General features: G+C 48.1%; 11 protein-coding genes, 1 other RNA gene and 1 other annotated feature. Of the genes, 11 read left to right on the forward strand and 1 reads right to left on the reverse strand.

The genetic code is table 11. From position 1 onward, the window contains the following. The first annotated feature begins 65 nt into the window (after nt 1-65). From ACQCVH_RS01645 to dtd, 6 genes are all read left to right on the forward strand, one after another. Nucleotides 66-926 carry a cation diffusion facilitator family transporter gene (locus ACQCVH_RS01645; protein WP_426834433.1) on the forward strand — a complete coding sequence of 287 codons (861 nt, stop codon included), beginning with the start codon at nt 66-68 and terminating at the stop codon, nt 924-926. Between the two features lie 18 nt (nt 927-944). Beyond that, the gene (locus tag ACQCVH_RS01650; protein ID WP_426834169.1) at nt 945-1,265 is read left to right on the forward strand and encodes a LapA family protein; all 321 of its coding nucleotides are present in this window, start codon (nt 945-947) and stop codon (nt 1,263-1,265) included. 109 nt (nt 1,266-1,374) lie between these two features. Beyond that, nucleotides 1,375-3,741 carry a single-stranded-DNA-specific exonuclease RecJ gene (gene recJ / locus ACQCVH_RS01655; RefSeq protein ID WP_426834170.1) on the forward strand — a complete coding sequence of 789 codons (2,367 nt, stop codon included), beginning with the start codon at nt 1,375-1,377 and terminating at the stop codon, nt 3,739-3,741. Then, the gene (locus tag ACQCVH_RS01660; protein WP_022544223.1) at nt 3,732-4,244 is read left to right on the forward strand and encodes an adenine phosphoribosyltransferase; all 513 of its coding nucleotides are present in this window, start codon (nt 3,732-3,734) and stop codon (nt 4,242-4,244) included. The genes recJ and ACQCVH_RS01660 overlap by 10 nt, the downstream gene beginning before the upstream one ends. A gap of 312 nt (nt 4,245-4,556) precedes the next feature. Next, nucleotides 4,557-6,752 (forward strand): RelA/SpoT family protein, encoded by a 2,196-nt coding sequence (locus ACQCVH_RS01665; protein WP_426834171.1) that lies wholly within the window; start codon nt 4,557-4,559, stop codon nt 6,750-6,752. A 12-nt stretch (nt 6,753-6,764) separates the two neighbouring features. Next, nucleotides 6,765-7,205 carry a D-aminoacyl-tRNA deacylase gene (gene dtd, locus ACQCVH_RS01670; protein WP_426834172.1) on the forward strand — a complete coding sequence of 147 codons (441 nt, stop codon included), beginning with the start codon at nt 6,765-6,767 and terminating at the stop codon, nt 7,203-7,205. Between the two features lie 70 nt (nt 7,206-7,275). On the opposite strand, the gene ACQCVH_RS01675 is transcribed toward dtd, so the two are convergent. Beyond that, a complete protein-coding gene (locus tag ACQCVH_RS01675; RefSeq protein WP_426834173.1) occupies nt 7,276-9,015 on the reverse strand; it encodes an N-acetylmuramoyl-L-alanine amidase family protein in 1,740 nt (579 codons plus the stop codon). Between the two features lie 205 nt (nt 9,016-9,220). Between ACQCVH_RS01675 and ACQCVH_RS01680 the strand changes: the two genes are divergently transcribed. The 5 genes from ACQCVH_RS01680 to ACQCVH_RS01700 all read left to right on the forward strand — a co-directional run bounded on the left by ACQCVH_RS01680 (nt 9,221) and on the right by ACQCVH_RS01700 (nt 14,114). Continuing rightward, nucleotides 9,221-9,397 (forward strand): hypothetical protein, encoded by a 177-nt coding sequence (locus tag ACQCVH_RS01680; protein ID WP_165352527.1) that lies wholly within the window; start codon nt 9,221-9,223, stop codon nt 9,395-9,397. A 109-nt stretch (nt 9,398-9,506) separates the two neighbouring features. After that, nucleotides 9,507-9,746 (forward strand) — a binding site (T-box leader). 100 nt (nt 9,747-9,846) lie between these two features. Then, entirely contained in the window at nt 9,847-11,121 is a 1,275-nt protein-coding gene (hisS, locus tag ACQCVH_RS01685; RefSeq protein WP_426834174.1) for a histidine--tRNA ligase, read from the forward strand. A 3-nt stretch (nt 11,122-11,124) separates the two neighbouring features. Then, the gene (gene aspS / locus ACQCVH_RS01690) at nt 11,125-12,900 is read left to right on the forward strand and encodes an aspartate--tRNA ligase (RefSeq protein ID WP_426834175.1); all 1,776 of its coding nucleotides are present in this window, start codon (nt 11,125-11,127) and stop codon (nt 12,898-12,900) included. A 63-nt stretch (nt 12,901-12,963) separates the two neighbouring features. Beyond that, a non-coding RNA gene (gene ssrS / locus ACQCVH_RS01695) (6S RNA) lies at nt 12,964-13,151 on the forward strand. A 198-nt stretch (nt 13,152-13,349) separates the two neighbouring features. Further along, the gene (locus ACQCVH_RS01700) at nt 13,350-14,114 is read left to right on the forward strand and encodes a tRNA threonylcarbamoyladenosine dehydratase (RefSeq protein WP_009796209.1); all 765 of its coding nucleotides are present in this window, start codon (nt 13,350-13,352) and stop codon (nt 14,112-14,114) included. Nucleotides 14,115-14,340: the final 226 nt, after the last annotated feature.

Genomic DNA, 14,340 nt, shown 5'->3' on the forward strand with positions numbered 1-14,340 from the left:
GCGGGGAAGGAAGTTGAGATTTGGATACTAACAAAGATCGTTTTAAACAGGCAGAATTTGCGGCCATGATCGGGATTGTGGGAAATATTGTTCTGGCAATCCTCAAGTATGCAGTAGGGGTTTATGCCAACAGCCGTGCACTTATCGCGGATGCGGTCCACTCTGCTTCAGACATTGCGGGGTCATTTGCCGTTTATATAGGGCTCAGGGCTGCCAAGCAGCCGCCTGATGAAGACCATCCTTATGGACATGGAAAGGCTGAATCGATTGCAGCCATCATCGTTGCCGTCCTGCTGATGCTTGTGGGGTTTGAAATCGGCAAATCCTCCTTTGAGGCTTTTTTCCATCCAATTGAGCCGCCCAAGGCTATTGCTATCGCCGCTGTCCTAATTTCCATTGTTGTGAAAGAGGCAATGTTTCGATATAAGTATAAATTGGGAAGAAAGCTTAATAGCGATGCATTAATCATCAATGCATATGAGCATCGTTCTGATGTTTATTCCTCCATTGCCGCCCTGGCGGGAATCGGGGCCGCTGTCATTGGGGGGAAAGCCGGGATCGGATGGCTGGAATACGGAGATCCTGTTGCAGGGCTGCTGGTCTCGCTGCTTGTCATAAAAATGGCATGGTCACTCGGCAAAGAATCGATTCACAATACTTTGGACCATGTGCTTCATGATGAGGACACGGAAGGGCTGCGCAAAGCAGTTTTGTCTGTTCCGGCAGTGAAAGAGATCAACCAGCTTCATGCAAGGGAGCATGGCCATTATGTCATCATAGACCTGAAGATTGCAGTAGATCCCCATATGACAGTCGAGGAGGGGCACCGGGTAGGAAAGGAAGTAAAAGAGAAGCTGATGCAAGAGAAAAATGTGCATAATGTCTTTGTGCATATCAACCCTTACAATCCCGGCAATCCAGAATAAAGATGGGAGAGATGTGGAGTGAAAGTTCAGTGGGCATTGATATTCGGAATTCTATTTGCACTTATTGTCGCGGTATTTGCTGTTATTAATGTGGATCCTGTTACAGTCAACTATGTTTTTGGAGAAAGTGAATGGCCGCTTATTCTGGTCATCCTTGGTTCAGTGCTGATGGGCGGCCTTATCGTCGGGCTTGTCGGTGTATTCAGGGTATTTGCCCTTCAGCGGAAGGTCAGGTCCCTTGAAAAAGAGAACGCCGCTCTTAAAGCTGGCGCTGATAAGGAAAGCGCCGAATCTGCAGCAGACAGTGACGAAGATTATTTAAAAAGGGATATTCATTAGAAGGAAGCAGCCTCGCTGCTTCCTTTATTTTCTGCTGATTGTACACCCCAGGAATTCATTGAATCCCGGTACTCCCTCTTGTATAATAGAAAAGCTGAGGGGTGAACGTATGTTAAAGTCAAAAACAAGATGGATTGTTCGTCAATCGGATAAAGATAAAGCTGACACACTGATCAGCGAATTGAAAATCAGTCCAATTGTGGCATCATTATTAGTGAATCGGGGTCTCGATACTCCTGAATCGGCACAGGGTTTCCTGTATGGAAAGAATGGGGAGTTCCACGATCCTTTCCTACTGGCCGGGATGGATGCCGCAGTCTCACGAATTAATAAAGCGATAAACGAAAATGAACCGATTTTAATATATGGGGATTATGATGCAGATGGTGTCACAAGCACCTCTGTTATGATGATAACGCTCCGCAGCCTTGGTGCGAATGTAGATTTCTACATACCTAACCGGTTTACGGAGGGATACGGCCCGAATGAAGCAGCATTCAGGCATGCGGCTGAAATTGGCATAAAGCTGCTCATTACGGTGGATACCGGCATATCGGCAGTCCATGAGGCGTCAATTGCCAAAGAGCTGGGCATGGACCTGATCATTACGGATCACCATGAACCCGGTCCGCTTCTCCCGGAGGCCCTGGCTATCATCCATCCAAAGCTAGAGGGAAGCCTTTATCCTTTCCGCGAGCTTGCCGGAGTGGGAGTGGCCTTTAAGCTAGCTCACGCCCTATTGGGAAATCTTCCCGAGGAGCTCCTGGAAATTGCCGCTATAGGAACCGTGGCCGACCTGGTATCTCTGAAAGGAGAGAACAGGCTCCTTGTCCAGAGAGGGATCAAGAAGCTGAAGGTAACTAAAAGGGCAGGCCTGCTCTCACTATTCAAGCTGGCCAATGTGGAGCAGGCTGCAGTGGATGAGGAAACGATCGGATTCATGCTGGCTCCAAGGCTGAATGCGGCCGGCCGGCTGGACAGCGCAGATCCGGCCGTTCAGCTGCTGCTGACAGAAGACCGGGAAGAAGCCGCTATGATCGCTGAAGAAATTGACAGCATGAACAAAGAGAGGCAGTCAATTGTCAGCCAGATTGCCGAAGAGGCAATCAAAGAAGTAGAGGAAAAATACCCTGCTGGGGAAAATGCTGTCCTCGTTATTGGGAAGGAAGGCTGGAATGCCGGGGTGATTGGCATTGTAGCGTCAAGGCTTGTCGATAAATTCTACAGGCCGGCCATCGTCCTCAGCTTTGATAAGGAAAAGGGTACGGCAAAAGGATCTGCCAGAAGCATAGCGGGGTTTGATTTGTATAAAAATCTGTCAGCCTGCAGAGACATTCTGCCCCATTTTGGTGGCCATCCGATGGCTGCGGGGATGACGCTTGGGCTCGGCGACGTGGAAGAACTGCGGGAAAGGCTCAACAGCCTCGCTAATGAGCAGCTCAGCGCCGAGGATTTCATACCGGTCGCAAGTCTCGACGCCGAGGTATGCCTTGAAGATGTCAGCCTGTCTGCGATTGAACAAATGCAGCTTCTCTCCCCCTTTGGAATGGACAATCCTAAACCACGCGTCCTGATCAAGGATGCTCCGATTGCCAGCATGAAAAAGATAGGCTCCGGCCAGAATCATCTTAAAATGGCACTTGGTGAAGGTTCGTCCGCATTGGACGGAATCGGCTTCGGCCTTGGGGAGCTGTTCCATCATATCGCGGCAGATTCCCGGATATCCGTAATTGGTGAATTATCTATAAATGAATGGAATAATATAAGAAAACCGCAAATTTTCCTGCACGATTTATCTGTCGATGAATGGCAGCTTTTTGACATGAGAGGGATCAAGAGATTTGATCAGCTGAAGGAACTCCTTCCTGAAAGCCGGACGAAGTGGATTTGCTTTGACGGCCAAAGCCGGGAAAAGATTTCTCCATTGCCGGAAGACTCAACTTTCTTCATAAGCTCCGAAACGGAAGCGGAAGCTCTGGCTATTGAAGAAGAGCATATAGTCCTTGTAGATCTGCCTCCTTCGAAACAGATGCTGGAAAAGCTGCTTCAGGGCAAAGCCCCTGCCAGGATCTATGCCCACTTCTATAAGGAAGAAAGCGAGTATTTCAGCACGCTCCCAAACAGGGACCATTTTAAATGGTTTTATTCATTCCTGGCCAAAAGAGGCCAATTCGACATAAGAAAATTCGGGGACCAGCTGGCCAAGCATAAAGGCTGGAGCAGAGAAACGATTGATTTTATGTCAAAGGTGTTTTTTGAGCTGGACTTTGCTAAAATGGAAAATGGGCTCTTGGCCCTTAATAAAGAGGCAAACAAGCGGGACCTGACAGAATCCCCGACATATCAAAGGAAGCATGCACAATACACCCTTGAAAACGATTTGCTGTATTCTTCATACCAGGAGCTGAAAAACTGGTTCGATACAGTCCTTCAAGGGGCGGTTCATACTGAGGAGGCAATGGAAGAATGGATTTGAAACAATATATAACAATAGTGGAAGACTGGCCGAAGCCCGGGATTAGATTCAAAGATATCACAACGCTTATGGATAATGGCGATGCTTATAAATATGCGACTGACCAGATCGTTGAATATGCGAAAGAAAAGCAAATTGACCTTGTAGTCGGGCCGGAAGCACGCGGCTTTATCATCGGCTGCCCTGTTGCATATTCTCTTGGTGTAGGCTTTGCGCCTGTCAGAAAAGAAGGGAAGCTTCCGCGCGAGACGGTAAAGGTAAACTATGGCCTTGAATATGGAAAAGATGTACTGACCATCCATAAAGATGCCATCAAGCCTGGGCAGCGCGTTCTGATCACAGATGACCTGCTGGCAACGGGAGGCACTATTGACGCAACAATCAAGCTTGTCGAAGAGCTTGGCGGGGTTGTCGCGGGGATTGCTTTCCTGATTGAATTAACCTACCTTGACGGCCGGAGCAAGCTTGACGGATATGATATCCTTACGTTAATGAATTACTGAGGCTAAGCCTTTGAAAAAATTTTGTTGAAAGAAGCGGGGCACTGTATAGTGCCCCGCTTTTCCTTTTCTGCAAAGTTTTCTACGATATATAGAGTAAAATCCCGCAAAAAAAGAGCTTTTTCGACAAAAATCTTCAATTCCATATAAAAATAACTTCCAATCCCTTTACATCCATGGTTTTTTTTTCGATAATAGTAACAATCATTCTTTTTTCTGTTCTATCATTAATGGAATGGTTGTAAACGGAGATTTTAGGGAGAATCCGGGCAAGCTTGGATTCTTATTAAACTTTATATAGATAAAGGTGATTCTATGGCGAACGACCAGGTTTTGACCGCCGATCAAGTCATCGAGAGGACAAAAGAATATTTAAATGAGGAGCATGCCGGAGTCGTACGGAAGGCCTATGAATTTGCGAAACATGCCCATCGCGAACAATATAGGAAATCCGGGGAGCCATACATCATCCATCCAATACAGGTGGCAGGGATCCTGGCCGATCTTGAAATGGACCCATCGACAGTTGCTGCCGGTTTTCTCCATGACGTTGTAGAAGATACGGAAGTCACATTGGCTGATATTTCAGAAGCCTTTAATCCGGAAGTTGCGATGCTAGTCGATGGCGTGACAAAACTGGGGAAAATCAAGTACAAATCACAGGAAGAGCAGCAGGCCGAAAACCATCGGAAAATGTTTGTCGCCATGGCCCAGGATATTCGGGTCATCCTGATCAAGCTTGCTGACAGGCTCCACAATATGAGGACGCTGAAGCACCTTCCTGCTGAAAAGCAGCGCCGGATATCGAATGAGACGCTCGAAATCTTTGCGCCGCTCGCCCACCGCCTCGGTATCTCGAAAATCAAGTGGGAGCTTGAGGATACGGCGCTCCGCTACCTCAATCCGCAGCAGTATTACCGGATTGTCAACTTGATGAAGAAAAAGCGTGCCGAGCGAGAGCTCTATCTGGAGGAAGTCATCGGAGAAATGAAAGGCAAGATGGATGAAGTGTCCATCAGAGCCGATCTTTCCGGCCGGCCGAAGCATATATACAGCATCTACAGGAAAATGGCGCTTCAGAATAAGCAGTTCAATGAAATCTATGATCTGCTTGCCGTCCGTATTGTCGTTAACAGCATCAAAGACTGCTATGCTGTCCTGGGCATCATCCATACTTGCTGGAAGCCTATGCCTGGGCGGTTCAAGGATTATATTGCCATGCCAAAGGCGAATATGTACCAGTCTCTGCATACAACGGTCATCGGTCCAAAGGGCGACCCGCTTGAGGTGCAGATCCGCACAACCGAAATGCATCAGATCGCAGAGTTCGGGATTGCGGCCCACTGGGCATATAAAGAAGGCAAAACTGTCAATGAAGGCTCTTCCTTTGAAGAAAAGCTGACATGGTTCAGGGAAATCCTCGAGTTTCAAGATGATGCCGTGAATGCAGAGGAATTCATGGAATCGCTGAAAATTGACCTTTTCTCTGATATGGTGTTTGTATTCACACCAAAGGGAGACGTCATCGAGCTGCCATCAGGGTCTGTCCCGATTGATTTTGCCTATCGGATTCACTCAGAGATCGGCAATAAAACAATCGGTGCAAAGGTTAACGGAAAAATGGTCACTCTGGATTATAAATTGAAGACCGGGGATATTCTTGAAATCCTCACGTCCAAGCATTCCTATGGGCCGAGCAAGGATTGGCTGAAGCTTGCCCAGACGACCCAGGCGAAAAATAAAATCCGCCAATTTTTCAAAAAGCAGCAGAAGGACGAAAACTTCGAAAAAGGCAAAGAGATGGTTGAAAAAGAAATCCGCAATATGGATTTTGACATCAAGGAAATCCTGACTGCCGAGAATGTCCGAAGAGTGGCTGAAAAATTCAATTTTGCCAGTGAAGAGGATATGTATGCCGCTGTCGGCTATAATGGCGTAACTGCTCTCCAGGTCGCAAACCGGCTGACCGAAAAATGGCGGAAAAAGCGCGATATGGAGCAGGTAAACGATATTTCCAATGCCGTTTCAGAATTGAAATCCTTCCCGTCCGTCAAGAAACGGGAATCAGGTGTAAGGGTTTCAGGGATTGATAACCTTTTGATCCGTCTTTCCCGCTGCTGCAATCCTGTGCCGGGAGATGAAATTGTCGGCTTCATCACTAAGGGCAGAGGTGTATCTGTCCACCGTTCAGACTGTACCAATATAGATACTGCCGATGCCAAAGCAAGGCTCATCCCTGTTGAATGGGAAACAGGCCTCAATGATAAAAAAGAATATAATGTTGAGATTGAAATCAACGGTTATGACCGCCGCGGCCTCCTGAACGAAGTGCTGCAGGCCGTTAATGAAACCAAAACAAATATATCTGCAGTTTCAGGCAAATCGGACCGCAATAAAATGGCTACTATTAATATGTCAATCAGCATTACAAATGTAAGCCATCTGCAGAAGGTTGTGGACCGCATCAAGCAGATTCCTGATATCTATTCTGTCAGACGTATCATGAACTAAGGGGAATACGAAATGCGAGTAGTTGTTCAGCGAAGCAAAGAAGCGAGTGTGACTGTAGAAGGAAAGACTGTAGGCAGCATTTCCCGCGGATTTGTTTTGCTTGTGGGTGTCACCCATGAGGATGAGGTAAAAGATGCTGAATATCTGGCTGAAAAAATTGCCAATCTCCGCGTATTTGAAGATGAAGAAGGCAAGATGAACCACTCTTTGCTGGATGTGGGGGGAGAAATCCTTTCTGTGTCCCAGTTCACTCTATACGGCGACTGCCGTAAAGGGAGAAGGCCTAACTTCATGGAAGCAGCCAGGCCTGACCATGCCCTTCAAATCTATGAGGCGTTCAATGGGCTTCTCAGGGAAAAGGGCATCAAAACAGAAACAGGGCAGTTTGGCAGCATGATGGACGTCAGCCTTGTGAATGACGGCCCGGTCACACTGATAATAGAAAGCAAATGACAGTCTGAGAAGGCTGTTTTTTTTTTGAAAAAATAGAGAGACCTTCAATTTGAAGGATCTCTCTATCGCATTAATATCTTTTAAAATACCGGGCAAGGCCCTGATAAATGCCGGCTGCAGCTGCCTCCTGATACTGCGGGGAGGTAACGAGCATTTCTTCTGCCGGGTTGCTCAGATAGCCTAATTCAAGGAGAATGGCATTTTTATTATTTTCTCTGATGACAAAATAGTCGCCGGCCCGCACACCGCGGTCCTTCAGCTTCGTCTGGGCGGCCAGGGAGCTGTGGACGCTCTCGGCGAGAGGCTTTTGGAATCCATGATAATAGTAAACCGTCATTCCGCGGACACTTTTGTCATTTATGCTGTCATAATGCAGGCTGATGAAAGCATCGGCATTATGGTATGATGCTGTGCCGACCCTCGAGCTGAGCGGGATATAGGTGTCAGTGGATCTTGTTAAGATTACATTGGCACCCGCAGCCTTCAGCTTGCTGTACAGAAGCTGGGCTGTTTTGATGGTGACGGATTTTTCCTGGGTGCCCCGCGCTCCGGTTGTGCCATTGTCGCGGCCGCCGTGTCCGGGGTCAAGGACGATGGTTTTCCCCTGCAGGTGAAGCTCTGCCCCCGGCTTTTCAATCTGGGGCGAGCTTCCGCTCAAGGAAACGATCCATCCGGCCACATAGCCTGCCTTCCCATCCAGGCTGATTTTGTACCAGTCATTCTCACGGCCGAGCACCTCGAAGGATTCCCCTGCGTTTGCCAATTGGAGCACAGAGCTTCCAGTGCTGGCGTCTTTCCTGATATTTGTTCCGTTATGTAGTATGGTGATGGTGCTGCCTTTTGCCGGTTTGCTGCCGTTTGCAGAGGAAATCTCGGACTTATCGAGATACCATGCTGCTATCCAGCCATAAGAACCGGGCTTGTACTCAATTTTTGCCCAGTTGTTCTTTTCTTCAATAATTGAATAGGTTTCGCCTTTTGACACCGATCCGAGAACTTTCCCATTTAACGAACTTGAATCTCTGAGGTTAAGGGTCTGGGCAGTAACCGTTCCGGTCAATCCTCCTGAAGCTTTCGCGCTGCTGCCGGTACTTGGCTTCGGGTTTAAGCTTTTGGAAGAAGAAATGAACTCGCTGCTCACCCATGCGTGACTGCCGCGGAAGATAATTTCCGTCCAGCTCCCGTTATTGGATACCATGCTGACTCTGTCACCGCTTTGAAGCTTCCCCAGGACCGTACCCTGTGTTCCCGGAGCGCTCCTGACATTCACTGAATCGCCTGTGACCGTTCCTTCAGCAGCCGCATCGGCTTTGCTGCTTCCCTCCGCAATAAAATCTGCGGAAACCCAGCCATTTCCGAATGAGCCGGTGATCTTGACCCAATTTCCCTCTTTTTCAACAATGCCGGCCTTTTGCCCTTTATTCAGGACAGCTATGACAGTGGCATCTGTTCCGGGATTAGACCTGACCCGCAATCCATCGGCTGTGACTGTCCCGCCGGAAGATACAGGGGCAGCGTTTGTCTTGCCAGTTTCCTTCACTGCCAGCCATCCTGCAACCCATCCTTTGGATCCCCCGGAAAGGCTGAGCTGCAGCCAGTCCCCGCTTTCTTTCAGGATCGGATACCGGTCCCCTTTGCCGGCCTGTTTGACAATCGGATAGCTGAGCCCCGGGCCGCTGCGGATATTCACTCCGCTGTCAGCAATCAGTGCTGTTCCGCCGGATGCGGCAGTGCTTTCTGATGGCCTCCATACTCCTCCTGCTAAAAGGATGAAGCATAGAAACAGTAGTATTTTGCTGCTTTTTAACAAAAAGTCCCCTCCTTTTGCGAAATCTTGGAGTGTATAAATATAAGTTCTATTTTAGAACATAAAACCCCTGCTGTTAATATCGGAATTTTGCAGTCCAATTTTAGCCATTGCCTGAAAAGGAAAATTAATTAGCTGATAAGGGAATGTTCCCCGGGCTTTCAAGGCATACTGAAAGAATAAAAAACTTTTCGGGTAGGGTGGTCTGATGAGATTTGGAGAAAAGGGCATGCATGCCCATGAAAACGGAAATCAGCTGTTTGGTGTGGACTTCCACGATTTCATCCAGAAGGAGCAGGGTTCCGGCATGTATGAACTTGCTTCGGAATTCGGTCTCAGCATAGGGGATGTCAGGAAGCTGAAGAGGAAGCTTGAGCGTTCCTAGAGCGGGTGCAGCCTTTCCGGGAGACCGGGCCTTCCGGAAAGGCTCTTTTACCCCTTGACAAGGGCTGAAATGGTCTTTATGATTAGATAAATAAAATCACTATTCATATTGAACACTGATGATGGAGAACAGTAGTTGAGAAATGTGTGAAAAGAGAGGAAATGCCCTGGGCTGAAAGCATTTCTGCATGGCAGCTTAATGAATGAACACTCCGTAGGATTCTCCCTGAAAAAGCAGACCGTTTTAGTAGGGGCTGAACGTTGACAGGCGTTAACTGTAAAAGTGGAAGTGCATGATGGTTATGCCTTCAATTAGGGTGGCACCACGGGATCTAACTCCCGTCCCTTGTATGGGAATACAAGGGACGGGAGTTTTTTGCATTTAGAAAGCTCCGCATGTCCCCGGTGTGCCCTGTTAGTATACATAGGAATGCTAGGAGGAAACAGGATATGGCAATGAATATACCGAGGGGTACGCAGGATATCCTTCCTGGAGAATCGGAAAAATGGCAGTATATTGAAGAGAAAGCGAGGGAGCTGTGCAGCAGGTTTCAGTACCAGGAAATCAGGACGCCGATATTTGAGCATACCGAGCTCTTCCTGAGAGGGGTCGGAGATACAACGGACATTGTGCAAAAAGAAATGTATACCTTTGAGGACCGAGGCGGGCGCAGCCTGACACTGAGACCTGAAGGCACTGCACCAACTGTAAGGTCATTTGTAGAAAATAAAATGCATGGCTATGCCAATCAGCCTGTAAAGCTTTATTATACAGGTCCGATGTTCCGTTATGAACGCCCTCAGGCAGGCCGCTTCAGGCAATTTGTCCAATTCGGGGTCGAGGCGCTTGGGAGCTCGGATCCTGCCATTGATGCAGAAGTAATTGCCCTGGCTATGAGCATCTACAAAGAACTGGGACTGAAGAAGCTAAAACTGGTTATCAACAGCCTTGGCGATAAAGAAAGCAGGAACAGCCACCGCGAGGCCCTTATTGCTCATTTCAAGCCGAGGATCGGGGAATTCTGTTCTGACTGCCAAAACAGGCTGGAAAAAAATCCGATGAGGATCCTGGACTGCAAAAAGGACAGGGAGCATGAATTGATGCAGACGGCCCCTTCCATTCTGGATTATCTTAATGAAGGTTCAAGTAATTACTTTAATAAAGTGCAGCAGTACCTGGCGGATGTTTCCATCGACTTTACGGTCGATCCCAACCTCGTGCGCGGCCTGGATTATTATAATCACACTGCCTTCGAAATCATGAGTGATGCTGAAGGCTTCGGGGCAATAACGACCCTTTGCGGCGGAGGGCGCTATAACGGCCTGACTGAGGAAATCGGCGGCCCGGAAGCTCCAGGCATCGGCTTTGCATTCAGCATTGAGCGCTTTCTGTCAGCTCTGGAGGCAGAAGATATCAAGCTTCCCGTTAATGAAGGAATCGACTGCTATCTCGTGGCGCTTGGGGAAGAGGCGAAGGATTATTCCGTCGGCCTCCTGCATAAGCTGCGCATGGCCGGTTTTTCCGCAGAAAGGGATTATCTGGACAGAAAGATCAAAACACAATTCAAGGCAGCTGACCGCATGAACGCAAAATATGTAGCTGTCCTTGGGGAAGATGAATTGAAAGCAGGCAAGATCAATGTAAAGTCCATGGAAACCGGTGATCAGACCGAAGTCAGCCTGGATTCATTCATAGACCAATTAAAAGAACTTATAGGGGGTTAATGTATGTTTGGGAGAACATATTTCTGCGGAGAAGTAACAGAAAAAAGCATTGGTGAAAAGGTTACACTTAAAGGCTGGGTTCAGAAGCGCCGTGATCTGGGCGGATTGATTTTCATTGATTTAAGAGACCGCACAGGGCTGGTCCAGGTCGTGTTCAATCCTGAAACTTCACCTGAGGCTCTCGCTTCAGCTGAAAAAATCAGAAATGAATATGTTCTGAGTGTGGAAGGAAAGGTTGTTGCCAGGGAACCTGGCACAATTAACGAAAACCTGCCCACAGGTAAAATTGAAGTCAGTGCAGAAGCAGTAACAATCATCAATGAAGCGAAGACACCTCCGTTCGTGATCGCTGACCAGACAGATGTCTCAGAAGATGTGCGATTGAAATACCGCTATCTCGATTTCAGGCGCCCGGTCATGTTCGAAACCTTCAAGATGCGCCACCAGGTGACAAAGGCAATCCGCGATTACCTGGACAGTGAAGGCTTCCTTGATATTGAAACGCCTATCCTGACGAAGAGCACGCCTGAAGGCGCCCGCGATTATCTTGTTCCTAGCAGGGTCCATCCAGGCGAGTTTTATGCTTTGCCGCAGTCGCCCCAAATCTTTAAGCAGCTTTTGATGGTCGGCGGAATCGAAAGATACTATCAGATAGCCCGCTGCTTCCGGGATGAGGATCTTCGTGCAGACCGCCAGCCGGAATTCACGCAGATCGATATTGAAACAAGCTTCATGAGCCAGGAAGACATCATTTCCATGACAGAGCAGATGATGACGAAGGTCATGAAAGAGGTAAAGGGCATTGATATTACACTGCCGATCCAGCGCATGACCTACCAGGAAGCAATGGACCGCTATGGCTCTGACAAGCCGGACACCCGTTTTGCAATGGAGCTTGTCAACCTCTCTGAAACACTAAGCAATTCAGGCTTCAAAGTATTTGCAGGCGCGATTTCTTCCGGCGGGGAAGTCAAAGCGATCAATGTGAAAAAGGCTGCCTCCAAATACAGCCGCAAGGACATCGATGCGCTGACCGAATTTGCTTCAAGATACGGAGCTAAGGGTCTGGCTTGGCTGAAAGCAGAAGAAGAAGGCCTTAAGGGTCCTATCGCGAAATTTGTTGCAGAGGAAGAGCAGGCAGCTATCAAAGAACTGCTGGGAGTCGAGACAGGAGACCTGCTCCTGTTTGTGGCCGATAAGAAAAGCGTCGTCGCTGACGCCCTTGGAGCCCTGCGCCTGAAGCTTGGCAAAGAGCTTGGGCTTATTGACCAGACCCTCTTTAACTTCCTGTGGGTGACAGAATGGCCGCTGCTTGAATTTGACGAAGAAGAAGGCCGCTATTATGCTGCCCACCATCCATTTACAATGCCAAACCGCGAAGATCTGGAATACCTTGATACAGATCCTTCAAAGATAAAGGCCCAGGCTTATGACCTTGTGCTGAATGGATATGAGCTCGGCGGAGGCTCATTGCGTATCTTTGAACGCGAGATCCAGGAAAAAATGTTCTCTGTCCTTGGATTCAGCAAGGAGGAGGCAAGGGAGCAATTCGGATTCCTGCTTGAAGCGTTTGAATATGGCACCCCTCCGCACGGCGGCATCGCGCTTGGCCTCGACCGCCTTGTGATGCTGCTTGCCGGAAGCACGAACCTAAGGGATACGATCGCTTTCCCGAAAACGGCAAGTGCAAGCTGTCTCTTGACCAATGCGCCTGGCGAAGTAAGCGAGGCCCAGCTGAACGATCTTCATCTGCAGCTTAAGCTGAAAAAAAGTGAGTAATTACCTATCCCTTATTCCTTGATGCTGGCAGGCGGGATATGATACTATACTATCAATAACAGAAGAGTCCTAATGTGTTCGTTGTTTCACCTGACATTTTGACCTAACATTATTCCTTCGGGAGCCCGGATTTCCTTGCGGCGTAAATGCCTCTGGCTTAGGGGACTTACAAAAGCAGGAATAGGGCACCCACCTGCTGAGTGCGGGTTCAAAACGAAGGCATCCAAGGCGACGGCACAATTGGGACTCTTCCTACATACGAATGGTAAACCATGCTGGCTGGCATGGTTTTTTTATTGTTCACTGCCCCTAATTCCTATAGAAATACTTGTTTTTATAAAGAAGTATGATATATTCATTATCGGGTAATAGATACATAAGAGATAAGGGGCCATATCCGCTAAAAAAGTCCCTGATACTGGCAAATAAATTTAATGGAGTTGAGATATATGCTGCATCAATTTTCACGAAATGAACTTGCAATTGGCCAGGAAGGCCTTGAAACGATGAAAAACAGCACAGTGGCAGTCCTTGGGATTGGAGGCGTCGGCTCATTTGCTGCTGAAGCATTGGCCCGCTCAGGAGTCGGCAAGCTCATCCTGATTGATAAGGATGATGTTGATATCACCAATGTTAACCGCCAGATCATTGCTTTAGTTTCGACTGTAGGGAAACCGAAGGCGGATTTAATGAAGGAACGCATCAAGGATATCAATCCTGACTGTGAAGTGATTGCCTTAAAGATGTTTTATACAGAAGAAACGTATGAGGAGATTTTTGCTTACGGGCTTGATTATGTAGTAGATGCCAGTGACACGATTTCTTATAAGATACACCTGATCAAGGAGTGCCTGAAAAGGGATATCCCGATGATTTCGAGCATGGGGGCAGCCAATAAAATGGATCCCACCAGGTTCCAGATTGCCGATATCTTCAAGACGCATACCGATCCGATTGCCAAGGTGATCCGCACCCGCCTGCGCAAGGAAGGAATCCGCAAGGGAATTCCGGTTGTATTTTCGGATGAAAGCCCGATTGTGATCCGTGAGGAGGTAAGGAAGGAAGTGGGCAAGGATGATGCCAAAATCCGCAAAGCGAAAATGCCTCCTTCTTCGAACGCATTTGTTCCTTCTGTAGCCGGACTGGTCATGGCAAGCTATGTGGTGAGGGATCTGCTGAAGGATATTAAGATTGTTAGGGTTAATGATAAATAAGGAAGCCTTGTTGAAGAGCACTGCAGTTACTGTGGTGCTCTTTTATATGGGTTCAAGACGAAACCTTCCACTTTGAAGGGGGCTGTTGATTTGCGTTCCAGGCACTTCGCTTTCCGCGGGGCGGAGTTGAGCCTCCTCTTCGCTGTGCTCCTATGGGGTCTCAACTCTTCCGCTATTTCCCGCAGGAGTCTACGTGCCTTGCACTCCAATCAACAGGGTTTTTAAC

This window comes from Bacillus infantis (assembly GCF_050107595.1).
In the GTDB taxonomy this organism is placed as follows: domain Bacteria; phylum Bacillota; class Bacilli; order Bacillales; family Cytobacillaceae; genus Bacillus_AB; species Bacillus_AB infantis_C.

Excerpts from the sequence above, each read along its gene's own strand:
- hisS (WP_426834174.1), top strand. The coding sequence starts at position 9,847 with ATGGCAATGAATATACCGAGGGGTACGCAGGATATCCTTCCTGGAGAA.
- aspS (WP_426834175.1), top strand. The coding sequence starts at position 11,125 with ATGTTTGGGAGAACATATTTCTGCGGAGAAGTAACAGAAAAAAGCATT.
- dtd (WP_426834172.1), top strand. The coding sequence starts at position 6,765 with ATGCGAGTAGTTGTTCAGCGAAGCAAAGAAGCGAGTGTGACTGTAGAA.
- recJ (WP_426834170.1), top strand. The coding sequence starts at position 1,375 with ATGTTAAAGTCAAAAACAAGATGGATTGTTCGTCAATCGGATAAAGAT.
- ACQCVH_RS01680 (WP_165352527.1), top strand. The coding sequence starts at position 9,221 with ATGAGATTTGGAGAAAAGGGCATGCATGCCCATGAAAACGGAAATCAG.
- ACQCVH_RS01700 (WP_009796209.1), top strand. The coding sequence starts at position 13,350 with ATGCTGCATCAATTTTCACGAAATGAACTTGCAATTGGCCAGGAAGGC.
- ACQCVH_RS01665 (WP_426834171.1), top strand. The coding sequence starts at position 4,557 with ATGGCGAACGACCAGGTTTTGACCGCCGATCAAGTCATCGAGAGGACA.
- ACQCVH_RS01660 (WP_022544223.1), top strand. The coding sequence starts at position 3,732 with ATGGATTTGAAACAATATATAACAATAGTGGAAGACTGGCCGAAGCCC.
- ACQCVH_RS01645 (WP_426834433.1), top strand. The coding sequence starts at position 66 with ATGATCGGGATTGTGGGAAATATTGTTCTGGCAATCCTCAAGTATGCA.